The organism is Azospirillum sp. CT11-132, from assembly GCF_047302835.1.
GTDB lineage: Bacteria > Pseudomonadota > Alphaproteobacteria > Azospirillales > Azospirillaceae > Azospirillum.
This window is the reverse complement of record NZ_JBGLZA010000002.1, coordinates 568,894-592,332: the sequence shown is the minus strand read 5'-3', so window position 1 is coordinate 592,332 and position 23,439 is coordinate 568,894. Positions and strand designations below refer to the sequence as shown.

19 protein-coding genes are annotated in these 23,439 nt (G+C 67.7%); 15 read left to right on the top strand and 4 right to left on the bottom strand.

The genetic code is table 11. The features are described 5' to 3' along the window. The first annotated feature begins 135 nt into the window (after positions 1–135). Positions 136–1,584 carry a diguanylate cyclase gene (locus tag ACCD06_RS04520; RefSeq protein ID WP_413339084.1) on the top strand — a complete coding sequence of 483 codons (1,449 nt, stop codon included), beginning with the start codon at positions 136–138 and terminating at the stop codon, positions 1,582–1,584. Here the strand turns inward: ACCD06_RS04520 and ACCD06_RS04515 are convergent. Then, on the bottom strand, positions 1,556–3,004 hold the full coding sequence (locus ACCD06_RS04515; RefSeq protein ID WP_109075508.1) for a helix-turn-helix domain-containing protein: 1,449 nt from the start codon (positions 3,002–3,004) through the stop codon (positions 1,556–1,558). The genes ACCD06_RS04520 and ACCD06_RS04515 overlap by 29 nt on opposite strands. A gap of 231 nt (positions 3,005–3,235) precedes the next feature. Here ACCD06_RS04515 and ACCD06_RS04510 point away from each other — a divergent pair, with 231 nt between their 5' ends. The 14 genes from ACCD06_RS04510 to xdhC all read left to right on the top strand — a co-directional run bounded on the left by ACCD06_RS04510 (position 3,236) and on the right by xdhC (position 20,384). After that, on the top strand, positions 3,236–4,768 hold the full coding sequence (locus ACCD06_RS04510; protein WP_109075507.1) for an acyl-CoA carboxylase subunit beta: 1,533 nt from the start codon (positions 3,236–3,238) through the stop codon (positions 4,766–4,768). An 11-nt stretch (positions 4,769–4,779) separates the two neighbouring features. Beyond that, on the top strand, positions 4,780–6,780 hold the full coding sequence (locus ACCD06_RS04505; RefSeq protein ID WP_413339081.1) for an acetyl-CoA carboxylase biotin carboxylase subunit: 2,001 nt from the start codon (positions 4,780–4,782) through the stop codon (positions 6,778–6,780). Between the two features lie 169 nt (positions 6,781–6,949). Further along, positions 6,950–9,103 (top strand): methylmalonyl-CoA mutase, encoded by a 2,154-nt coding sequence (gene scpA, locus ACCD06_RS04500; protein WP_413339079.1) that lies wholly within the window; start codon positions 6,950–6,952, stop codon positions 9,101–9,103. 119 nt (positions 9,104–9,222) lie between these two features. Further along, positions 9,223–9,414: a type II toxin-antitoxin system CcdA family antitoxin gene (locus ACCD06_RS04495; RefSeq protein WP_413339077.1), complete on the top strand. Its 192-nt coding sequence runs from the start codon at positions 9,223–9,225 to the stop codon at positions 9,412–9,414. After that, positions 9,411–9,731 carry a CcdB family protein gene (locus ACCD06_RS04490; RefSeq protein WP_109075503.1) on the top strand — a complete coding sequence of 107 codons (321 nt, stop codon included), beginning with the start codon at positions 9,411–9,413 and terminating at the stop codon, positions 9,729–9,731. The genes ACCD06_RS04495 and ACCD06_RS04490 overlap by 4 nt, the downstream gene beginning before the upstream one ends. Continuing rightward, a complete protein-coding gene (locus tag ACCD06_RS04485; protein ID WP_109075502.1) occupies positions 9,728–10,420 on the top strand; it encodes a DUF2161 domain-containing phosphodiesterase in 693 nt (230 codons plus the stop codon). Before ACCD06_RS04490 ends, ACCD06_RS04485 begins: the two co-directional genes overlap by 4 nt. Before the next feature lie 66 nt (positions 10,421–10,486). Next, positions 10,487–11,113: a MarC family protein gene (locus tag ACCD06_RS04480; protein ID WP_109151729.1), complete on the top strand. Its 627-nt coding sequence runs from the start codon at positions 10,487–10,489 to the stop codon at positions 11,111–11,113. 210 nt (positions 11,114–11,323) lie between these two features. Beyond that, the gene (locus ACCD06_RS04475; protein WP_413339074.1) at positions 11,324–12,721 is read left to right on the top strand and encodes a cytochrome ubiquinol oxidase subunit I; all 1,398 of its coding nucleotides are present in this window, start codon (positions 11,324–11,326) and stop codon (positions 12,719–12,721) included. A 5-nt stretch (positions 12,722–12,726) separates the two neighbouring features. Continuing rightward, complete coding sequence (cydB, locus tag ACCD06_RS04470; RefSeq protein ID WP_413339072.1) at positions 12,727–13,746, top strand: cytochrome d ubiquinol oxidase subunit II; 1,020 nt, start codon at positions 12,727–12,729, stop codon at positions 13,744–13,746. Positions 13,747–13,803: 57 nt separating this feature from the next. Beyond that, on the top strand, positions 13,804–14,475 hold the full coding sequence (locus ACCD06_RS04465) for a hypothetical protein (RefSeq protein ID WP_413339070.1): 672 nt from the start codon (positions 13,804–13,806) through the stop codon (positions 14,473–14,475). Between the two features lie 108 nt (positions 14,476–14,583). Further along, positions 14,584–15,366, top strand: a complete 783-nt coding sequence (locus ACCD06_RS04460; protein ID WP_413339068.1) for a hypothetical protein — start codon at positions 14,584–14,586, stop codon at positions 15,364–15,366. 201 nt (positions 15,367–15,567) lie between these two features. Then, the gene (gene xdhA, locus ACCD06_RS04455; protein WP_413339067.1) at positions 15,568–17,040 is read left to right on the top strand and encodes a xanthine dehydrogenase small subunit; all 1,473 of its coding nucleotides are present in this window, start codon (positions 15,568–15,570) and stop codon (positions 17,038–17,040) included. Further along, the gene (gene xdhB / locus ACCD06_RS04450) at positions 17,033–19,513 is read left to right on the top strand and encodes a xanthine dehydrogenase molybdopterin binding subunit (RefSeq protein WP_413339065.1); all 2,481 of its coding nucleotides are present in this window, start codon (positions 17,033–17,035) and stop codon (positions 19,511–19,513) included. Before xdhA ends, xdhB begins: the two co-directional genes overlap by 8 nt. Before the next feature lie 13 nt (positions 19,514–19,526). Beyond that, a complete protein-coding gene (gene xdhC, locus ACCD06_RS04445; RefSeq protein ID WP_413339063.1) occupies positions 19,527–20,384 on the top strand; it encodes a xanthine dehydrogenase accessory protein XdhC in 858 nt (285 codons plus the stop codon). On the opposite strand, the gene ACCD06_RS04440 is transcribed toward xdhC, so the two are convergent. Genes ACCD06_RS04440 through ACCD06_RS04430 form a run of 3 tightly spaced genes read right to left on the bottom strand, consistent with a single transcriptional unit; the run spans position 20,335 to position 23,436 of the window. After that, positions 20,335–21,174, bottom strand: coding sequence for a FoF1 ATP synthase subunit gamma (locus ACCD06_RS04440; RefSeq protein WP_413339061.1), 840 nt, complete (start codon positions 21,172–21,174; stop codon positions 20,335–20,337). The two genes, xdhC and ACCD06_RS04440, sit on opposite strands and share 50 nt — an antisense overlap. Continuing rightward, the gene (locus ACCD06_RS04435; protein WP_413339059.1) at positions 21,171–22,700 is read right to left on the bottom strand and encodes a F0F1 ATP synthase subunit alpha; all 1,530 of its coding nucleotides are present in this window, start codon (positions 22,698–22,700) and stop codon (positions 21,171–21,173) included. The genes ACCD06_RS04440 and ACCD06_RS04435 overlap by 4 nt, the downstream gene beginning before the upstream one ends. Continuing rightward, positions 22,663–23,436: a hypothetical protein gene (locus ACCD06_RS04430; protein ID WP_109075493.1), complete on the bottom strand. Its 774-nt coding sequence runs from the start codon at positions 23,434–23,436 to the stop codon at positions 22,663–22,665. The genes ACCD06_RS04435 and ACCD06_RS04430 overlap by 38 nt, the downstream gene beginning before the upstream one ends. Positions 23,437–23,439: the final 3 nt, after the last annotated feature.

The following is a 23,439-nucleotide window of genomic DNA, read 5'->3' as shown; positions in this document are numbered from 1 at the left end:
CCGGCCGATCTTGCGACACATTCTCAGCAAGTTGCGGGCCAGCGACGCATCATTTAGCAAGCCCTGATCCACGAAGCGCGTTATCCTGCCGCCGATATACCTGGGTAGGCTGGCCGACGCCGGAGAAGTGGCTCTATGGCAGAATCGATGTCCGGGCGACGGTTGGGCCGGCTGCGGCACCTCCTGGCGGCACTTGCGGTTCCGGTACAGCTGCTGGCCAGTGCGGCGGCGCATGGCGGCGAGGCGATTCCCTATTGCACCGATCCTGACTGGCCGCCCTACGAATCGATCACCGCCGACGGAAAGCACCAGGGAATCGCCGCGGACCTGCTGTCCCTGGTTTCGCAACGCTCCGGGGTGGAACTGCGTGTCCTGCCGACCCGTGATTGGGAGGACAGCATGGCGGCGGCGCGCGATGGGCGTTGCCGCTTCCTCAGCTTTCTGAACCGGACGCCGACGCGCGAGGAGTGGCTGGCCTTCACCGAACCGCTGTTCGTCGATCCCAATGTGCTGGTGACGCGGGAGGGTCACGACTATGTCGCCGATCTCGCCGGGATCAGCGGCGAGACGATGGTGCTTCCCAAGGGCACGTCGATCGAAGAGAGGGTGCGGCGCGATTTCCCCAACCTGCGCATCGTCCTGGTCGACACCGAGGCCGAGGCATTTGCCATGGTTTCCCGCGGCAAGGCCGACATGACGCTGAGATCGCTGACCGTCGCCGTCTACACCATCAAGACGGCCGGCTGGTTCAACCTGAAGGTTGCGGGCCATCTGCCGGGTTATGAGAATATGCTGCGGATCGGCGTGCGCCGGGACGAGCCGGAGTTGCTGGCCGCCCTCGACCGCGGGGTTCGGACGATCTCGACCGCGGAGCGTACCGTCATCGCCAACCGGCATGTCGCCATTCAGGTCCAGTCGCCGCTCGATCCGTGGACGCTGGCGAAGCTGCTGGCCATTCCGGCGGCGGTCATTCTGACCAGCCTGTTCTGGATCCTGAAGCTGATGCGGGTGAACGAGCGGCTGCGGGTGCAGTCGCGCACCGACGTATTGACCGGCCTCGCCAACCGCAGCCACCTGAACGACGTCTGCCGTTCGGAAATGGAGCGGGCGGTCCGCTATGGCAGGCCGATGTCGATCATCCTCATCGATCTGGACCATTTCAAGCAGGTCAACGACCGCTACGGCCATGTCTTCGGCGATCAGGTCCTGGTCGAATTCGCCGGTCTGGCCCGCGAAGCGCTGCGGTCGACCGATACGGTCGGCCGGTGGGGTGGCGAGGAATTCCTGATCCTTTGTCCGGAGACCAGCCTGGAAGCCGCCTTTGCGATTGCCGAACGATTGCGGCGGACCATGCGCGCCTATGGCTTCCCCAACGGCCACCGGCAGACCGGCAGTTTCGGCGTCGCCGGCTTCCGGGACGGCGACGGCATCGACCGCCTGCTGATCCGCGCCGACAATGCGCTGTACCGGGCCAAGGACGAAGGGCGTGACCGGGTCGTTCTCGACGGGGGTGACGATGGCGACGGGGGCGAGGCGGTCCCGACCGGCGCGAAAGTCAGCCGGACCGTGTGTCCGGCGGGTTGAACAGATAGGGCACGAAGCTGCGGTGATGCTCGTTCACCCGCAATTCGCTGCCGATCGGCGGGAAGGCGCGCTGCTGGCAATCTGTGCGCTCGCACAGGCGGCAGTTCACGCCGATCGGCACCGCCGCCTTCATGTCGGTGATGTCGATGCCGGCGGCATAGACCAGTTCCGGCGCGTGGCTCGCCTCGCAACCCAGCCCGACGGCGAACTGCCGTGACGGCTTCAGATAGGCGCCGCCGCGCTTGGTCACGGTGCGGGCGATGCTGATATAGGCGGTGCGGTCGGGCATCTGGGCGAACTGCACCAGGATCTTGCCGGGCTGGGCGAAGGCCTCGTGCACGTTCCACAGCGGGCAGGCGCCGCCGAAGCGGGCGAAGTGGAAGCGAGTCGCCGAATGGCGCTTGGTGATGTTGCCGGCCATGTCGACCCGCACGAAATAGAAGGGCAGGCCGCGCGCCCCCGGCCGCTGCAGGGTGGACAGCCGGTGGCAGACCTGCTCGAAGCTGGCGGAGAAGCGGCTTTGCAGTTGCTCCACATCGTGGCGCAAGGCGCGGGCCTGCGCCGCGAAGGCGCGATAGGGTAGAACCAGCGCCCCGGCGAAGTAATTCGCAAGCCCGACTCGGCAGATCGACCGTGCGTCCTCGCTGGAGAATTTCGCCTGATCCACCAGTTCGTCGATCTGGTCGCCGAATTCCAGCAGCGCGATCTGGTTCGCCATGTGGAAGGCGCGGCTGGAACTGGTCAGCAGGGCCGACAGCCGCAGCGTTCCGGTGGTGGCGTCGTAGCTGCGCATGGCGGTTTCGCCGGCCTCGTCGGCGACGATCTTCACCCGCACGTCGTGGCGGCGCTTCAGATAGGCGGCCAGTTCGTTCAGCAGCGATCCGGAATGGATTTTCTCGGTGTCCCACAGCCGTTCCGCCGCCTCGTCCAGCGGGCCGATGTAGTTGTTGCAATAGTGGAAATAGTCCCGCACCTCTTCATACGGAAATTGCGGGCCGGCGAAGCTGTCGCCCTGTTCGCGGTTGGACAGGCTGTCGGCCAGCGACTGCACCCGCTCATGCAGCTTCTGATAGGCCTGATGCAGGCTGAGCACCCGGCGGGCCAGTTCCGGGCTGGAGCCCACCACGCTGCGCAGTTCGCCCGCGGTCAGCGGCGCGCCGACGAACAGCGGATCGGCCAGCGCCTCGCGCAGGTCGGAGACCAGCCGGCTGTCCTCGTCCTCCAGGAAGGCGGACAGTTCCAGCTCGAAGATGGCGGCGATCCGCATCAGCACCGGCAGGGTCAGCGGGCGCTGGTTGTTCTCCAACTGGTTGAGATAGCTGGGAGAAAGCTCCAGTGTCTTGGCGAGCGACGCCTGGGTCAGGCCGCGCTGTTCGCGCAGGCGGCGCAGCTTGTAGCCAAGGAATAGTTTCTTTTGCATGCGTATAAATTCCCGCCCCGGCGACGGCCTTGGAAATCCGCCGTTCTTCGCAATCTTAGCAAGCGCTAAGCCGCAATTGCAAAGGGCTTCGCAACTTCGCACCTTTTTGCGAAGAGGCTGTTTGAAGCGCTGCGAAGTTTGTGAATAATCCGCGGCGTTCCGGTGAATGATTGCGTCGCTTGCCGCCGGAGCGGGGACCGTCACTGCGACGCCAAGGATTGGAAACGCCCGATGCAAGACATTCTGGCCAAGTTGGAGTCCAAGCGCGCCGCGGCGCGGCTGGGCGGCGGTGAGAAGCGCATCGCCGGCCAGCACGCCAAAGGCAAGCTGACCGCGCGCGAGCGGATCGACCTGTTCCTCGACGAAGGATCGTTCGAGGAGTTCGACATGTTCGTCGAACATCGCTGCATCGACTTCGGCATGGAAAACCAGAAGGTCCCGGGCGACGGCGTGGTGACCGGCCACGGCACCGTCAACGGCCGCCTCGTCTTCGTCTTCAGCCAGGACTTCACGGTCTTCGGCGGCGCGCTGTCCGAAGCGCATGCCGAGAAGATCTGCAAGATCATGGACCAGGCACTGAAGGTCGGCGCGCCGGTCATCGGCCTGAACGATTCGGGCGGCGCCCGCATCCAGGAAGGTGTCGCTTCGCTCGGCGGCTATGCCGAGGTGTTCCAGCGCAATGTCGATGCGTCGGGCGTCATCCCGCAGATTTCCCTCATCATGGGGCCGTGCGCCGGCGGTGCGGTGTACTCGCCGGCCATGACCGACTTCATCTTCATGGTGAAGGACAGCTCCTACATGTTCGTCACCGGCCCGGACGTGGTGAAGACCGTCACCCACGAGGTCGTGACCGCGGAAGAGCTGGGCGGCGCCGTCACCCACTCCACCAAGTCGGGCGTGGCCGATCTGGCCTTCGAGAACGACGTCGAGGCGCTGCTGCAGCTGCGCCGCTTCGTCGATTTCCTGCCGTCCTCCAACCGGGAGAAGGCGCCGGTCCGCCCCTGCAGCGACCCCCTCGACCGTGAGGACTTCTCGCTCGACACGCTGGTGCCGGAGAACCCGAACAAGCCCTACGACATGAAGGAGCTGATCCTCAAGATCGTGGACGAGGGCGACTTCTTCGAACTCCAGCCGGAATACGCCAAGAACATCCTCATCGGCTTCGCCCGCATGAACGGCTCCACGGTCGGCATCGTCGCCAACCAGCCGATGGTTCTGGCCGGCTGCCTCGACATCGACAGCTCCAAGAAGGCGGCGCGCTTCGTCCGCTTCTGCGACGCCTTCGAAATCCCGATCCTGACCCTGGTCGACGTCCCCGGCTTCATGCCCGGCACGTCGCAGGAGTACGGCGGCATCATCAAGCATGGCGCCAAGCTGCTGTACGCGTACGCCGAGGCCACCGTGCCGAAGGTGACCGTCATCACCCGCAAGGCGTACGGCGGCGCGTACGACGTGATGTCGTCCAAGCATCTGCGCGGCGACCTGAACTATGCGTGGCCGTCGGCTGAAATCGCGGTGATGGGTGCCAAGGGCGCGGTGGAGATCATCTTCCGCAGCGACATCGGCGACGCCGAGAAGATCGAGGCGCGTACGGAAGAGTACAAGCAGAAGTTCGCCAATCCCTTCGTCGCCGCCTCGCGCGGTTACATCGACGACGTCATCATGCCGCACGGCACCCGCCGCCGCATCACGAAGGCGCTGTCCATGCTCAAGAACAAGCAGCTCCAGAACCCCTGGCGCAAGCACGACAACATTCCGCTGTGAGGGCCGGCAGCATGTTCGAGAAGATCCTCATCGCCAATCGTGGCGAGATCGCCTGCCGCGTCATCCGCACGGCACGCCGCATGGGCATCAAGACCGTCGCGGTCTATTCCGACGCCGACAAGAACGCCCTGCATGTCGAGATGGCCGACGAGGCCGTCCATATCGGCGCCGCCCCGTCGGCCCAGAGCTATCTGCTGGTCGACCGCATCGTCGATGCCTGCAAGAAGACCGGCGCCCAGGCCGTCCACCCCGGCTACGGCTTCCTGTCGGAGAAGCGCGAGTTCCAGGAGGCTCTGGCCGCCGCCGGGATCGCCTTCATCGGTCCCGACGCCCACGCCATCCAGGCCATGGGCGACAAGATCGAGTCGAAGAAGCTGGCCAAGGCGGCCGGCGTCTCCACCGTCCCCGGCTATCTCGGCGTCATCGCCGACGACAGCGAGGCGGTGACCATCGCCCGCGACATCGGCTATCCGGTGATGATCAAGGCGTCGGCCGGCGGCGGCGGCAAGGGCATGCGCGTCGCCTGGAACGACGAGGAGGCGCGCGAGGGCTTCCGGTCCGCCCAGAACGAGGCGCGCTCCAGCTTCGCCGACGACCGCGTCTTCGTCGAGAAGTACATCCAGCAGCCGCGCCACATCGAAATCCAGGTTCTGGCCGACGGGCAGGGCACCTGCCTGTATCTGGGCGAGCGTGAATGCTCGATCCAGCGGCGCCACCAGAAGGTCATCGAAGAGGCCCCGTCGCCCTTCCTCGACGCCGCCACCCGCAAGGCGATGGGCGAGCAGGCGGTGGCCCTGGCCAACGCGGTTCAGTACAAGTCGGCCGGCACGGTGGAGTTCATCGTCGACGCCGAGCGCAACTTCTACTTCCTGGAGATGAACACCCGTCTTCAGGTCGAACATCCGGTCACCGAGCTGATCACCGGCCTCGACCTCGTCGAGCAGATGATACGCGTCGCCTACGGCGAGAAGCTGACCATCAAACAGGACGACGTGAAGCTGACCGGCTGGGCCGTCGAGGCGCGCGTCTATGCCGAGGATCCTTTCCGCAACTTCCTGCCATCCACCGGCCGCCTGACCCATTACCAGCCGCCGGCCGCCGATCCGCATGTCCGCGTCGACACCGGCGTGTTCGAGGGCGGCGAGATCTCGATGTATTACGATCCGATGATCGCCAAGCTCTGCACCTGGGGCTCGACGCGCGACGCGGCGATCGCCGGCATGCGCGAGGCGCTGGACCAGTATTACATCCGCGGCGTCAGCCACAACATCCCGTTCCTGGCCTCGCTGATGGCGAACCAGCGCTTCGTCGACGGGCGGCTGACCACCAACTTCATCGCCGAGGAATATCCGAACGGCTTTCACGCCTCCGATCTGCCGCCGGAAGATCCGGCCGTGCTGATCGCGGTGGCGGCGGTGATCCATCGCAGCCTGAACGACCGTGATATCCAGATCTCCGGCAAGATGCCCGGCAGCAAGGTGGCGGTGCGCGACGACTGGGTGGTGGTGCTGGACGGCACGCAGCATCCGGTGCATCTGCACCCCGCCGACGGCAGCCCGCAGCGCATCGGCTACACCGTCGACATCGACGGCAAGCACCACACGGTGTGGAGCGACTGGCAGATCGGCGAGCCGCTGTTCCGCGGCACGGTCAACGGCCAGCATGTCTGCGTCCAGATCGACCGCGTCGGCGTCGGCTATCGCCTGCACCACAGCGGCTCGCAGGCCATCGTCAAGGTGCTGACGCCGAAGGCGGCCAAGCTGGACGCGCTGATGCCCGTCAAGGCACCGCCGGACATGTCGAAGTTCCTGCTGTCGCCGATGCCGGGCCTGCTGGTGTCGCTGGCGGTGTCGGAAGGGCAGGAGGTCAAGGCCGGCGAGGTGCTGGCCGTGGTCGAGGCCATGAAGATGGAAAACATTCTGCGCGCCGCGCAGGACGGAACGGTCGCGAAAATCCACGCAGCCCCGGGCAGCAGCCTGGCGGTCGATCAGAAGATCGTGGAATTCGCGTAACCGTATAATAAGAAGAACAGTACCGAGAGGAAGCGTACCACCCCTTGCCCCCACCCCGACCCTCCCCCGCTGGGCGGGGAGGGGAGATCCCCTCCCCTGCGACAGCGGGGGAGGGTTAGGGTGGGGGCAATGCTCCACCACGCCCATAAGAAGCCATCAGGAGGCGTCGATGACCGAGTTCCCGAAGAAGACCCTTGCCGATTGGGACAAGCTGGCCGCCAAGGATCTCGGCGCCGACGGTGACCTTTCCAAGCTGGTTTGGAAGACCCCGGAAGGGCTGGACGTCAAGGCGCTCTACACCGCCGCCGACCTGGAAGGGATGGAGCTGGACACGCTGCCCGGCTTCCCGCCCTTCACCCGCGGCCCGCGCGCCACGATGTACGCGGTGAAGCCCTGGACCATCCGCCAATATGCCGGCTTCTCCACCGCGGAGGAGTCGAACGCCTTCTACAAGGCCAACCTCAAGGCCGGCCAGATGGGCCTGTCGGTGGCTTTCGACCTCGCCACCCACCGCGGCTATGACAGCGACCATCCGCGCGTCGTCGGCGACGTCGGCAAGGCCGGCGTGGCGATCGACAGCGTCGAGGACATGAAGGTTCTCTTCGCCGACATCCCGCTCGACAAGATGTCGGTGTCGATGACCATGAACGGCGCGGTGCTGCCGATCCTGGCCGGCTACATCGTCGCGGCGGAGGAGCAGGGCGTTGCCCAGGACAAGCTGAGCGGGACCATCCAGAACGACATCCTCAAGGAGTTCATGGTCCGCAACACCTACATCTACCCGCCCGAACCCTCGATGCGGATCATCGCCGACATCATCGAGTACACCTCCCAGCACATGCCGAAGTTCAACTCGATCTCGATCTCCGGCTATCACATGCAGGAGGCCGGGGCGACGGCGGTGCAGGAGTTGGCCTTCACCATCGCCGACGGCCTTGAGTATGTCCGCGCGGCGATGTCCAAGGGCCTGCCGGTCGACAAGTTCGCGCCGCGCCTGTCCTTCTTCTTCTCCATCGGCATGAATTTCTTCATGGAGATCGCCAAGCTGCGCGCCGCGCGCCTGCTGTGGTCCTCCCTGATGCAGGAGAAGTTCCAGCCGAAGGACGCGCGCTCGCTGGCTCTGCGCACCCACTGCCAGACCTCCGGCGTCTCGCTGACCGAGCAGGACCCCTACAACAACGTCATCCGCACCACCATCGAGGCGATGGCTGCGGTGCTGGGCGGCACCCAGTCGCTGCACACCAACGCCTTCGACGAGGCGCTGGGCCTGCCGACCAAATTCTCCGCCCGCATCGCCCGCAACACCCAGCTGATCATCGCCGAGGAAGCCGGCGTCACCAAGGTGGTCGATCCGCTCGGCGGCTCCTACTACATCGAGAATCTGACCCACAGCCTCGCCAATGCCGCCCTTGAGCTGATCGGCCGCGTCGAGGAGATGGGCGGCATGACCAAGGCGGTCGAGAGCGGCATGCCCAAGCTGCTGATCGAGGAGGCCGCGGCCCGCCGTCAGGCCGCCATCGACCGCGGCGAGGAGGTGATCGTCGGCGTCAACAAGTACCGTCCGGAGAACCCCGAGGGGGTGGACGTGCTGGACATCGACAACACCGCCGTCCGCGAGGCGCAGATCGCCCGCCTGAAGCAGATCCGCGCCGCCCGGGACGAGGCGAAGTGCCAGGAGGCTCTGGCTGCCCTGACCAAGGCCGCCACAGAGAAGACCGGCAACCTGCTGGCCCTGTCGGTCGAGGCCACCCGCGCCCGCGCCACCGTCGGCGAGATCTCCGACGCGCTGGAAAAGGCCTTCACCCGCCATGTCGCCGTCATCCGCTCGGTGTCGGGCGTCTACGGCTCGGCCTATGAGGGCGACGAGGGCTTCAAGCGCATCCAGGAGGAGGTGGCGTCCTTCGCCGCCGAGGAAGGCCGCCGGCCGCGCATCCTGGTGGTGAAGATGGGCCAGGACGGCCACGACCGCGGCGCCAAGGTGATCGCCACCAGCTTCGCCGACATCGGCTTCGACGTCGACATCGGCCCGCTGTTCCAGACCCCGGACGAGGCGGCGCGTCAGGCGGTGGAGAACGACGTCCACGTCATCGGCGTGTCGTCCCAGGCCGCCGGCCACAAGACGCTGGTCCCGCAACTGATCGAGGAACTGCGCAAGCAGGGTGCCGGCGACATCCTGGTGGTGTGCGGCGGCGTGATCCCGCCGCAGGACTACGACTTCCTCTACAAGGCCGGCGCCGCGGCGATCTACGGCCCGGGCACCAACATCCCGAAGGCGGCGTCCGACATCCTCGGCATCCTGCGCAAGCAGAAGGCGGCGGCTTGACGAGCGGAAGCGGGAAGGGCGCAGGTCCTTCCCGCTCCTGATTGCGACGGCCCTGAACTGGACAGGCTGGAGCCGCGGCACTATTCTTAGCTCAGTGATGCATGTTCGGGAGCCGTTCGATGTCCAGGATCGATCCAGCCAAGAAGAATGAGCTTCCCGTTTCCGATACGCTGGACAATGCATCGCGTGTGTCTGCCATCGAAGCCGAAAAGAAGAAATGGATGGAGGACAATCGGGCGGCGTTTGCCGCCTACGATGCGTTGGTGGACCGACTGGGCCTTTTTGGTGAAGAGTACCGGAATTTCGAATGAGATTTCTGGACGTCTGTCTCAACCCGGCGGCGAAGGGAAAGAAGACTCACCCCATTCCCTATCTCTTGATCGTTCAGGGTGATTATGTCGGCATCGACAGAACCCGTGTCGTCGTTCCGTTGATCCGGTCATCCGAAGTTGAACATCCAATTCCCAAAATCATGCCGTCGATCATGGTCGGCAACGAGGCATTCGTCGTCGCGACACCGCAGATCGTCGCATTGCCCGTTACGCAAATCGGCACTGTCGTCGCATCCGCATCCGACGCTCATTCCGACATTCGCCGTGCCATTGATGTTTTGACAGGCGACTTTTGACCGTCACCGCAGAAACCGACCTCTACGCGCCCGTGAAGGCGTTCCTCGAAGCCCAGGGCTATGACGTGAAGGCGGAGATCCATGGCTGCGATCTCGTCGCCACGCGCGGGGCCGAGCCGCCGGTGATCGTCGAACTGAAGAAGCGCTTCACGCTCGACCTCGTGCTGCAGGGGGTGGACCGGCTGGCGGTCAGCGACAGCGTTTATCTCGCCGTGCCTCAGCCGGGGCGCAAGGCCACCGGACCGTCTCCACTGGACGGTGACGTGAAGAAGCTCTGTCGCCGGCTGGGTCTCGGCCTGCTGATGGTCGATCCGGGGCTGGCGGAGGACTGCCGCGTCACCGTGCTGCTCGATCCCGTTCCCTATACCCCGCGCAAGGACAAGAAGCGCACCCATCGCCTGCTGGGCGAGCATGCCCGCCGGGTCGGCGATCCCAACCGGGGCGGGTCCACCCGCGTCGCCATCGTCACCGCCTATCGCCAGGACGCGTTGCGCATCGCCCGCCTGCTGCGCGACGGGCCGTTGACTGTTGCCGCCCTTCGCAAGGCGGGGGCGCCGAAGGATGTCGGGCCGATGCTGCAGCGCAATGTCTATGGCTGGTTCGAGCGGGTCGGGCGCGGCACCTATGCGCTGACCCCGGCTGGCGTGCAGGGAGTGGATGCGTTCGCCCACGCGCTGGCCGAGGGGTGACACCCCGCACCGCCAAGCCTATGATCGGTGCCGCAATTCCATAATCACATCAGGCTGGAGCCCGCATTGTCGGACTACATCAGCAATCTCGTCGTCTTTTTCGTCGTCGTCGATCCGCCGGGGCTGGTGCCTCTTTTCATCGCGCTGACCCGCGGCTTCGATGACCGGCACAAGCGGATCATCGCGCTGCGCGGCAACGCCATCGCATTCGTGGTGCTGGTCTTCTTCGCCTATTTCGGCAAGGTCGTGCTGCAGACGCTGTCGATCGAAATGCCGGCCTTCCGCATCGCCGGCGGCGCGCTGCTGTTCTGGATCGCCTTCGAAATGCTGTTCGCCAAGCGCTCCGAACGCAAGGAGCGTGCGACCGGAGAGGCGATGACCGACGAGGATGCCCATGACATCGCCGTCTTCCCGCTGGCGGTGCCGCTGATCGCCGGGCCGGGCGCCATCACCTCCATCCTGCTGCTGATGGACCGTGTCGGCACCACGGTGGCGGGGCAGGTCAGCGTGTTGGGCGCCGCAGCGACGGTGATCGGCGGGGTGACGCTGATCCTGCTGGGCGCCGACCGGGTCGGGCGGCTGCTGGGCCGCACGGTGATCCACACGGTCAGCCGCGTGCTGGGCATCGTGCTGGCGGCGCTGGCCGCTCAAACCGTGATTTCCGGCATAACGGCGGTTTATCCACCGCATTGATCGGGCCGCCCCACTGACCAGATCGTCCAAAGGGGCAGTGCGCGCAGCAAAGCGCATCCTCGCTACCGCTTCCCGTAGTCCGGCTCAAGCCCGAAAGACTAGTCCCCTTTCCGGCCCAATCACTCACCCTACATGGGGTCTTGCCACAGCCGCGCCGGGTTACGCCCGGCGAACGGCATTCCACGCGCCCAAACAAAAGAGGCGGCGGCCATGGACCTCGATCCATTGATCCTGTCGCGAATCCAGTTCGCGTTCACGATCTCCTTCCACATCCTGTTCCCCAGCTTCACGGTTGGACTTGCCTGCTGGATCGCGCTCTTGGAGGCGCTGTGGGTGGGCACCGGCAAGGGCATCTACCGCAGCCTGTCGGAGTTCTGGACGCGGATCTTCGCGCTGTCCTTCGGGCTGGGCGTGGTGTCGGGCATCGTCATGTCCTATCAGTTCGGCACCAACTGGAGCCGCTGGTCCGACACGGTGGGCAACGTGCTGGGGCCGCTGATCCAGTACGAGGTCGTGACCGCCTTCTTCCTTGAGGCCGCCTTCCTCGGCATCCTGCTGTTCGGGCGCGACCGGGTGCCGCGCGGCATCCACCTGATGGCGGCCTGTCTGGTGGCGCTGGGCACGCTGCTGTCGTCCTTCTGGATCCTGTCGGCCAACAGCTGGATGCACACCCCGGCCGGCTTCGAGATCCGGGACGGCCGCTACTTCGTCACCGACTGGTGGCAGGTGGTGTTCAACCCGTCCTTCCCCTATCGCCTCGCCCACATGGTGACGGCGATGTTCCTGACCACCAGCTTCGTCGTCGCCGGCATCAGCGCCTTCTACCTGCTGAAGCGCCGGCATTTCGACCACGCGAAGCTGGGGCTCGGCATGGCGCTCGCCCTCATCACCGTTCTGGCGCCCTTGCAGATCTTCCTCGGCGACGAGCACGGGCTGAACACGCTGGAATACCAGCCGGCCAAGATCGCCGCGATGGAAGGCAACTGGGAGGGCGGCCCGCGCGCGCCGCTGGTGCTGTTCGCCATCCCCGACGTGGAGAAGGAAACCAACCATCTGGAGATCGGCATCCCGGCCCTGTCCAGCCTGATCCTGACCCACGACTTCAACGGCACGGTTCCCGGCCTGAAGCAGTTCCCGGCCGACGAGCGACCCGATCCGCGCATCATCTTCTGGACCTTCCGCCTGATGGTCGGCATCGGCCTGTTGATGCTGACGGTGGCAGCGGTTCATCTGGTGCTGCGTTTCCGCGGCCGGCTGTACAACAGCGACTGGTTCTACCGCATTCTGGTCGGCTGCATGCCCATCGGCTTCGTCGCCATCCTGGCCGGCTGGTTCACCACCGAGATCGGGCGCCAGCCCTGGGTCGTCTACGGCCATCTGCGCACGGCCGACGCGGTCACGCCGTCGCTGACAACGGGGGCGGCGCTGATCTCGCTGCTGTCCTTCGTCGTCGCCTACACGCTCATCTACGGCGCCGGCACCTATTACCTGATCCGCCTGCTGCGCACCGGCCCGACGCACATCCACGATGCCCCCCAGCCGCCGGAGGCGCAGAGCCCGAAACGGCCGCTGTCGGCCACCGACCAGTCCCTCGAAGCGGCGGAGTAAGCCCGATGCAGGAAATTGCGGAAGGAAGCCTGCTGACCCTGATCTGGGTCGGGATCGTCGGCTTCGCGGTGTTCATGTATGTGCTGATGGACGGCTTCGACCTCGGCATCGGCATCCTCTATCCCTTCGCCCCGACGGAGGAGGACCGCGACACCATGATGAACACGGTGGCGCCGGTCTGGGACTTCAACGAGACCTGGCTGGTTCTGGGCGGGGCGGGGCTGTTCGCGGCCTTTCCCATCGCCTATGCCGTGGTCCTGCCGGCGATGTATCTGCCGCTGCTGGTCATGCTGATCGCCCTGATCTTCCGTGGCGTCGCCTTCGAGTTCCGTTTCAAGGCGCGGGCGGGGCGGCATTGGTGGAACCGCTCCTTCTTTCTCGGCTCGTTGCTGGCGACCTTCGCGCAGGGTGTCGTTCTGGGATCCTTCATCCAGGGGATTCCGGTCTACGGGCGGCAGTTCGTCGGCGGCATGCTGCACTGGCTGTCGCCCTTCAGCCTGTTCTGCGGGGTGGCGCTGGTGGTGGGCTATGCGCTGCTCGGGGCGACATGGCTGATCTGGCGGACCATCGGGCCGTTGCAGGACTGGTGCTTCCGCATGGCGCGGCTGCTGATGCTGGTGGTTCTGGTCGGCGTGGCGGTGGTCAGCCTGTGGACGCCCTTCCTGCTGCCGCAGATCGCCCAGCGCTGGTTCTCCATGCCCAACCTGATCCTCCTGTCGCCGGTGCCCATCCTCACGGCGGTGCTGGCCGTCGCCCTGTGGCGGGCCATCGACAAAAGCCGGGACGTGGCGCCCTTCGTGCTGTCGATGGCGCTGTTCGCCCTGTCTTACCTCGGCCTCGCCATCAGCCTGTGGCCGCACCTGATCCCGCCCGGCGTCACCGTGTGGGAGGCGGCGGCCCCGCCGGAGACGCAGGTGTTCCTGCTGGTCGGCATGGCCTTCCTGATCCCGGCGATCCTGGGCTACACCGCCTATTCCTACTGGATCTTCCGCGGAAAGGTGACGGGCGCCTTCGGTTACCATTGAGCGGACGGGGCGCCCCGGCCTAAAAGGGGCTCCGTCGTCAGGGAGGAGGGCTCGGCCATGGACATCGACATCAGCTTTGCGGAGGCCGTGCTGCGCCGTGGTGCCGGCCTGCTGGAAGCGGAAGCGGGCGAGGCGGGCACCGATCCCTTCGCCGTGCTGGCCCGCCTGCTGGCCGCCGCGGCGGCGACCGACGCCCCGCTGGTGGTGCTGAGCGAGGGCGGCAGCCACCCCGCTTTGTTCGACGAAGCCAACCGCCGGGCGGCGGAACCGCTGACCGCCCGCCTCGCCGGCCTTGCCGCCACCCGCCAGGGCGAGCGCGCCACCATGTACGAGTTCGACGGCACCGGCCCGCTGACCGGCAACCGTATCGTCGCCGCCCTGCTGCGGCCGGAGGAGCGGCCCGACCTGCTGCATGTCTACATCGCCGTCGGCCGCCTGCGCGGGGGCGAGGCGCAGATCACCGTGCCGCCCGCCCTGCTGCGTTTCGATGCCGCCGCGCTGGGACAGACTCTTGGGCTGTTGGGCGATGCGGTGTCGCGCAGCCCGAACGCCGCCACCGCCGCGCTTGCCCATGCCGCCGCTATCCTGCCGATGGAAGGCCATGAGGAAGGCGGCATGCCGGCGGCCCTGCTGGACCTCTACTGGCATGCGCTGACGCTGGCGTCGGTGCGGGCGGATGGTGGCCAGGATAGAGGACTGGCGACGATGACGCCGGAGGGCAATGCATAACGGAGTGGAAGGCGGCGCCCGTTCCCGGGTTTGCACAAAACCCACCAGATAGGGAATAAATTCTTATAACCTCTCCGCAATGGTCCCACCATCCTGCGGAGCGACGCCATGCCCCTCGACAACCGTACCCTCGCACACGACCATTTCCCCCGCTGGGCGGAGGAGCCGCCGGTCCCGTCCGAAGGCTCGCTGGTTCCCGGTTCGCAGTTCCACGAGGAGCAATGGATCATGGCTGCCGGCATGCTGGCGCGCGGCAGCAGCTTTCTCCAGGTCTCCCGCGCCATGGGCTGCAGCCGCACCACGCTCTGGCGCGCCTATTACGGATCCAAGGATTTTCGTCACAGGGTGTGGTGGGAGCGGCAGGCGTTGAACCGCGAGGCCGAGCTGCGGCTCTCTTCGCTGCGCATCCTGGTTGCCGAACAGATCGAGCGGCTGGTTTCCTCCGGCGATCCGGCGACGGTGCGTTGGCTGGCCGAACGGCTGGGGCTGTTCGCCGGTCTCGATGCCCCAACCTCTAAGCGGCAAACCACGCAACCGGACCGTCAGCTCGTCCCCGAACTCGACGATGACCTTCCCGGCGCCCTGCGCGAGCGCACCGCGGATTGCCCTCTCTCCCCCGCTCTCGCGCAAACGAAGTTTGCGCTGACGCGGCAGGCGGACCATTGGTCCGCCGATAGCGGGGAGAGGGAGGGGACCCGCGCCGAAGGCGTGGGGAGGGTGAGGGGGCCGGCGCGCGATCCGCACGCCGCCAACGGGCATGCTGCCCCTTGGCAATCCCCAGGCGCGGTCGCTCCGTCCGCGCTGCCCCCTCACCCGCCCCTCTCCCCAGGGGGGAGAGGGCTTATAAGCGGTTGCCTTGACCGGACTTCTTCTCGGTCCCGCCACCCGTAGGCGGAGGATGGAACAGTCGCCGAAAAACGTTCCACACTGTTCCACCCCCATCGGATGCCACCACCCCGCATGAGGATGCTCCCTTGTCCCACCGCTCTTTTGCAAATCGTTTGAAACTCTTTCCCGCGCTGCCGATCTGGTGACAGAGTCGACGTCGGTGAAATACTGCGTCACATCGTCACCAGTTCATCGGGAGCAGCCATGCGCCAGCGCCTCCGCTTCTATCTCGGCGACGAGCTTCGGGAGATCGACGCGGTCGATCCGACCCTGACGGTGCTCGACTGGCTGCGGCTGTCGGAACGGCGGGTCGGCACCAAGGAAGGCTGTGCGGAGGGCGATTGCGGCGCCTGCACCGTGGTTGTCGGGCGGCTGGACGGCGACACCCTGCGTTACGAGGCGGTGAACGCCTGCATCCGCTTCCTCGCCACGCTGGACGGCTGCCGGCTGCTGACGGTGGAGCATCTGAAGGGACCGGACGGCGCGCTGCACCCGGTGCAGCAGGCGATGGTCGATTGCCACGGCTCGCAATGCGGCTTCTGCACGCCGGGCTTCGTCATGTCGCTGCTGGCGCTCTACCTGAACGAGGAGCGGCCGGACGGGCAGCGCATCGACGACGCGCTGGCGGGGAATTTGTGCCGCTGCACCGGTTACGAGCCCATCGTCCGCGCCGCCCATGCCATGTACGGGATCGGCGACCGGAATGCTGACCGCTTCGCCGACCGCGAAGCGATGGCGGAGAAGCTGAAGGCCTTGCGCGACGAGGAAATCCTCAGCGTCGGGGCCGGCGGACGGCGGTTCCTGGCGCCGGCCACGGTGCCACAACTGGCCCAGCTCCTGCTCGACAACCCCGGCGCCACCATCGTTGCGGGGGCGACCGATGTCGGGCTGTGGGTGACCAAGTTCCAGCGCGTGCTGGCGACGGTGATCTACACCGGCCGGGTCCGCGCCCTGCGGCGGATCGAGGATCGCGGTGACGCGCTGGTGATCGGGGCTGGCGTCACCTACAGCGACGCGGCGGAGCGGATCGCCGCGCTCTATCCCGATTTCGGCGAGTTGATCCGCCGCATCGGGGCGGAGCAGGTGCGCAACATGGGCACGATCGGCGGCAACATCGCCAACGGCTCCCCCATCGGCGACACGCCGCCGGCCCTGATCGCCTGCGGCGCCACCCTGCGGCTGCGGCGCGGCGAGGAGACGCGCGAACTGCCGCTGGAGGATTTCTTCATCGAATACGGCAAGCAGGACCGCCGCGAGGGCGAGTTCGTCGAGGCGGTGATCCTGCCCAAGCCGGAGGCGGGGATGCGCTTCCGTGCCTACAAGATCGCCAAGCGCTTCGACCAGGACATCTCCGCCGTCTGCGGCGCCTTCCGCCTGACGCTGGACGGCGAGGGGCGGGTCGCCGACATCCGCATCGCCTTCGGCGGCATGGCCGGCACCCCGAAACGCGCCGGCGGCGCGGAGGCTGTGCTGCTGGGCCGTCACTGGACCGAGGACAGCGTTCGCCAGGGGATGGAGGCGCTGGCGGACGATTACGCGCCGCTGTCGGACTGGCGGGCCAGTGCGGCCTACCGCTCCGCCGTGGCCGCGAATTTGCTGATGAAGCTGTATGTCGAGACCAGCGACCCGGCGGCGGAAACCCGTCTGGTCGGCGACCGGAGGCTTGCCCATGCCTGATGCAATGGCACCTGACGTCACGACCCCCATCGCACCCGTCAGCACCCCGGAGCGCATCCAGGGCGCCGTCCACGACCCGCGCCGGCACGAGAGCGCCCACAAGCATGTCAGCGGCGAGGCGGTCTATGTCGATGACATCGCCGAACCGGCCGGCCTGCTGCATGTCTATCTCGGACTCAGCAGCCGGGCGCATGCGCGCATCCGATCCATCGACCTGTCTCCGGTCAGGCAAGCGCCCGGCGTGGTGGCGGTCTTCACCGCCGAGGATGTACCGGGGGTGAACGACATCGGCTGCATGGGCAAGCATGACGAGCCGCTGTTCGCCTCGACCCTGGTCGAGCATGTCGGCCAGCCGATCTTCGCCGTCGCCGCCGAAACCCGCGATCAGGCCCGCCGCGCCGCGAAGCTGGCGGTGATAGAGTATGAGGAACTGCCGGCCGTCCTGACCATCGCCGCCGCCCGTGATGGGGAGCGAACGCTGGTCACCGCGCCGATGACGCTGCGGGTGGGCGACGCCGACGCGGCGCTGGCCGAGGCGCCGCACCGGGTGGAGGGCAGGCTCGCCATCGGCGGGCAGGAGCATTTCTACCTGGAAAGCCAGATCGCCATGGCGCTGCCGGGCGAGGACCAGGAGGTGCTGATCCACGTCTCCACCCAGCACCCGACGGAGGTGCAGCACATCGTCGCCCATGTTCTGGACCTGCCCAGCGCCGCGGTGACGGTGGAGGTGCGGCGGATGGGCGGCGGCTTCGGCGGCAAGGAGACGCAGTCCAACCTGTTCGCCGCCTGCACCGCGCTGGTCGCCAAGCGCACCGGCCGCGCCGCCAAGCTGCGCCCCGACCGCGACGACGATTTCCAGATCACCGGCAAGCGCCATGATTTCGAGATCGACTATCGCGTCGGCTTCGACGACAGCGGGCTGATCCAGGGCGTCGACATGCTGTTCGCGGCCAAGGCCGGCTATGCCGCCGACCTGTCCGGCCCGGTGACCGACCGCGCGCTGTTCCATGCCGACAACGGCTATTTCTATCCGGCCGCAAGGTTGGAATCCTTGCCGCTGAAGACCAACACGGTGTCCAACACCGCCTTCCGCGGCTTCGGCGGCCCGCAGGGCATGGTCGCGGCGGAGCGGGTGATCGACGAGATCGCCTTCGCGCTGGGCAAGGACCCGCTGGAGATCCGCAAGCGGAACTTCTATGGCAATGAAGATCGCAACCTGACGCCCTATCACCAGACCGTCACCGACAACATCCTGCCGGAGTTGATCGCGCAGCTTGAGGAAAGCTGTGGTTACTGGACGCGGCGGGAGGAGATTCGCGCCTTCAACGCCACCAGCCGCATCCTGCGCAAGGGGCTGGCGCTGACGCCGGTGAAGTTCGGCATCTCCTTCACCGCCAGCCACTACAACCAGGCCGGCGCGCTGGTCCATGTCTACACCGACGGCAGCATCCAGCTGAACCATGGCGGGATCGAGATGGGGCAGGGGCTCTACACCAAGGTCGCCCAGGTGGTGGCGGAGGAGTTCCAGGTCGACATCGCCACCATCCGCCCGACCGCCACCAACACCGGCAAGGTGCCCAACACCTCGGCCACCGCCGCGTCCTCGGGCTCCGATCTGAACGGCAAGGCGGCGCAGGCGGCGGCCCGCACCATCAGGGAGCGGCTGGTGGCGTTTGCCGCCGAGAATTGGGGCGTGGCGCCCGAGGCGGTGCGGTTCCAGCGCAACCGGGTGCTGGTCGGCGACCGCGACATGAGCTTCGCCGATCTGGTGCGGGCCGCCTATATGGCGCGGGTGCAGCTGTCGGCCACCGGCTTCTACAAGACGCCGAAGATTCATTGGGACCGTGCGGCCGGGCGCGGCACGCCCTTCTATTACTTCGCCTATGGTACTGCCTGCGCCGAGGTGACGGTGGACACGCTGACCGGCGAATATGTCGTCGACCGGGTGGACATCCTGCATGACTGCGGCCGGTCGCTGAACCCGGCCATCGACCGGGGCCAGATCGAGGGCGGCTTCGTCCAGGGCATGGGCTGGCTGACCATGGAGGAGCTGTGGTGGGACGCGCAGGGCCGCCTGCGCACCCACGCGCCCAGCACCTACAAGATCCCGGCCTGCTCCGACCGTCCGCGCATCTTCAACGTCGCGCTGCTGGAGAACGCGCCGAACCGCGAGGACACCATCTTCCGCTCCAAGGCGGTGGGCGAGCCGCCCTTCATGCTGGGCATGTCGGTGCTCCACGCCCTGTCGGACGCGGTGGCGAGCGTGGCTGGGCATCGCTTCTGTCCGAGGCTGGACGCGCCGGCGACGCCGGAGCGGGTGCTGGGCTGCATTGCGGCGTTGCGGGAGCGAATGGCTGCTTGCCCCCACCCCAACCCTCCCCCGCTGGGCGGGGAGGGGGACCAGAGCTTTGCGGGAGTGCGGCGGAGTTCCCTCCCCCGCCCAGCGGGGGAGGGTCAGGGTGGGGGCAAGTAGAACCCTCCCAACAATGACCCCTCTCTTCACCACCCTCTCCGACTGGCTGTCCCAAGGCGCCCCCGCCATCCTCGTCACCGTCGCCGAGGCGCGCGGCTCCACCCCGCGGGAGGAAGGGGCCGGCATGCTGGTGGGACGGGAGTCCTGCGCCGGCACCGTCGGCGGCGGTCGGCTGGAATGGACCGCGATCGCCACCGCGCGGCGGATGCTGGAGGATGGCAGTGCGGCCGAAGCGCTCGACTTGCCACTGGGGCCGGCGACCGGCCAGTGCTGCGGCGGGCATGTCGTGCTGCGTCTGGAGCGCGCCGACGCCGCCACCCTCGCCGCGTTGCAGGAGCGGGAGCGCCGGGAACTGACGGCGCGTCCGACCCTGCTGCTGTTCGGTGCCGGCCATGTCGGGCGGGCGATGGCGGCGGCCTTCGCCCCGCTGCCGCTGCGCCTGCTGTGGATCGATGGCCGGGTGCAGGAATTTCCCGAAACGATCCCTACCGGGGTTGAGCGCATCCTGACCGACAGCCCGCTCGACCCGCTGGCGGGCGCGCCGGCCGGCGCCGGCTATCTGGTGCTGACCCACAGCCACGCGCTGGATTTCGAGATCACCGAGGCGGCCTTGCGCCGGGGCGATGCGGCCTATGTCGGCATGATCGGCTCGGCGACGAAACGCGCGAAGTTCGAGCGCTGGTTCCGGGCGCGCGGGCGGGAGGTCAATGTATTGGAGGGGCTGACCTGTCCCATCGGTGCCGCGCTGACCGGCGACAAGCGGCCGGAGGTGATCGCGGCGCTCGTCGCGGCGGAACTGCTGGTGGCGTTCGCGCGCCCTCTCACCCCATCGCCTCGGCCCCCGACACCAGCTCGATCAGCTCATTCGTGACCTGTTCCTGGCGCAGATGGCGTGCCGTTGCGGTCAGTTCGTCCAGCGTGGTTTCGATGTTGTGGCGGGCGGTCATCATGGTGGTGAGGCGGGCGGCATTCTCCGCGGCGAAGCTCTCCATTGCGGCGTCGGCCAGCAGGGCGAAGACATACTCGTCCACCAGCCGCGCGATCAGCTCGCGCGGCGGCATGTTGATCAGCGGCGGCACCGGCCGGGCACCGTCCCGCGGCAGGCCGAGCGGCAGCAGCGGCCGGCGCACCAGTTCCGGCGGCGCGCCGGCGTTGGTGCGGCCATAGAGCAGCTCCACCCGGCCCAGCCGCCCGTCCGCCGCCGCGCGATAGAGCGCGTCGGCGATGCGCCGGGCGGTGGTGGTGACGGCGTCGGTGTTGGTCGCCATCGCCGCGCACCAAGCGGGCGGACGGCCACGTTCGTCCAGCAGGGCGGCGCCGCGCTGGCCCACCACCCACAACGCACAGCCGGGCGGAGCGGCGAGCGCCGCTTCGACCAGCCGTTCGGCGAAGGCGCCGACGAAGCCGTGTTCCGGCGCGAACAGCACGAGCGCGGAGTGGCCGCGTCCGTTCGCCGGCCACTGCATCGGGGCGTCGTCCAGCAATGTGGCTGCCTGGGCCAGCGCCCCGGCGATCACCTCGGCATAGGCGCGGGTGCCGGCGAGCGTGCCGAGCGCCTGCTGCAGCCGCATGGCGGCGAGCGAGCGCATGACATCGGTCACCGCCCCCAAATCCTGCACGCTGGCCCGCCGCGCTTCGACCTCCGTCAACCGTTCCGTCATGGCGTGGCTCCGCCAAGGCCGACGACCGCTTGCGCGATCAGGTCGCGCAATGCCGTCTTGGTGGCATCGTCCAGCTTCTCGCCGATCTTTGGCGGGCGGGCGGCGGCCAGGGTGGCGAGTGCCGCCTGGAAGCGGGGGATCGCCTCCAGCGGCAGGCCATCCAGCGTGCCGTCGGCCAGCGCCAGCAGTTGCGCCGCCTGGACCGCCAGCGGGCGGGGCGACAGGTGGCGCTGGGCCAACAGGGCCCGCATGCGCTGGCCGTGCGCCACCGCCTTGCGCGTCCGCTCGTCCACCAGTCCGCCGAAGCGGGTGAACACCTCCAACTCCAGGAACTGGGCGTAGTCGAGCCGCAGCGGTTCGGCGAGGTTGCGCAGCACCGGCGGCTGGGCCTTGCCGCCGACGCGCGACACGCTGCGGCCGATGTCCACCGCCGGCTTCTGCCCCTCGTAGAACAGCTTGGCGTCCAGGCAGACCTGCCCGTCGGTGATGGAGATCAGGTTGGTCGGAATGTAGGCCGACAGGTTGCCGCTCTGGGTTTCGGCGATCGGCAAGGCAGTCAGCGAGCCGCCGCCCTTGGCGGCCGTCAGCTTGGCCGCGCGTTCCAGCAGGCGGCTGTGCAGGTAGAAGACATCGCCGGGATAGGCCTCGCGCCCCGGCGGGCGGCGCAGCAGGAGGGAGATCTGGCGGTGGACCGCCGCATGCTTCGACAGATCGTCGACGATGACCAGGGCGTGACGGCCGCTGTCGCGGAAATACTCGGCCATGGTGAAGCCGGCATAGGGCGCCAGCCATTGCAGGCCGGGGGCCGAATCGGCGGCGGCGATGACGAACAGCGTGCGCGCCGCCGCACCGCCCTGGCGCACCGCCTCGATCGCCGCGCGTACGCCCGACGCCTTCTGCCCAACGGCGACATAGATGCAGAAAACGTCGCCGTCGGTCTGGTTGAGGATGGCGTCCACCGCGATGGCCGTCTTGCCGGTGGCGCGGTCGCCGATCAGCAGCTCGCGCTGGCCGCGGCCGAGCGGAAACATGGCGTCGATGACCACGGTGCCGGTCAGCAGCGGTTCGGACACCGCTGCGCGGTCCGCGATGGTCGGGGCGGGACGCTCCACCGGCTCCCACCCTTCGGCCTCCAGCGGTGGGCCGTCATCCAGCGGATTGCCCAGCGGGTCGACCACCCGCCCCATCAGCCCATCGCCGACCGGCACGCGCAGCACCGTCCCGGTGCCGTGGACGGTGCCGCCGGCCGTCACCTTTGCGGCGTCGCCCAGCAGGACGCAGCCGATCTGCTCGTCCAGATCCATGGCCAGCCCGGCGACGCCGCCGGGGAACAGCAGAAGCTCGTCCACCCGGACATCGGGCAGCCCGGAGACATGGGCGATGCCGTCGCCGACCGACTCCACCCGCCCGACCGATTCCAGCCGCGCAGCCGTATCCAGCCCGTCCAGCCGGCGCAGCGCGCCCGGCATCCAGGCGTCGAGCGCGTCCTCAAGCGAGGGCGTCGGCATCGCTTCTTGCGGAGTCATGACGGGTCATCTCCTCCTTCGCCTCGGCCAGCGTCTGTTTCCAACTGCGGCGGACGACGCTGTGGGCAAAATGCAGCTCTACCCCGGCGATCAGCGACGGGTCCTCGACCTGCTCCAAGGCCACCGGACGGCCGAACGCCGCCGCCAGCCGGTCGCGCGTCCGGGCGGCGTCCTCCGTCGGCAGCAGTCCCGCGGCGGCAAGGCGCACCGGCACCGGATCGATGCCGTCAACCAGTGCATGGCGTTGGGGGGCGCTTAGAGCCTCCACCGCGGCGCAGGCCTCTTCCAGCAACGGGCTGGTCAGCACGTGCGCCGGGGCGTCGCGCAGCAGCCGGGTCGCCAGTTGGGTGCCGAGATCGGCGGCATGGCGCTGCAGCGCGTCCAAAGCCTGTGCCCGCTCGTCGGCCAACCGACTGCGGGCCTCCTCCAGCGCGTGGTCGGCCTCGGTCCGCGCCTTCTCCAGCAGGGCGGCGCGTTCGGCCTCCGCTTCGGCGCGGGCGGCGGCGATCAGGCGGTCGCGTTCGGCGGGCAGGGCGGTGCGCTGCGCCTCCAGGGTCTGGCGCGCGTCCTCGGCGGCCTGCCGCGCGGCCTCGGCCTCGGTGCGGACGCGCTCGGTGGCGGCCTGCCGCTCGGCGATCACCGCCAGGATCGGGCGGTAGAGGAAGCGGCGCAGCAGCCAGACCAGGATCAGGAAATTGACCGCCTGGAGCAGAAGCGTCCAACCGTCGATGTGCATGAC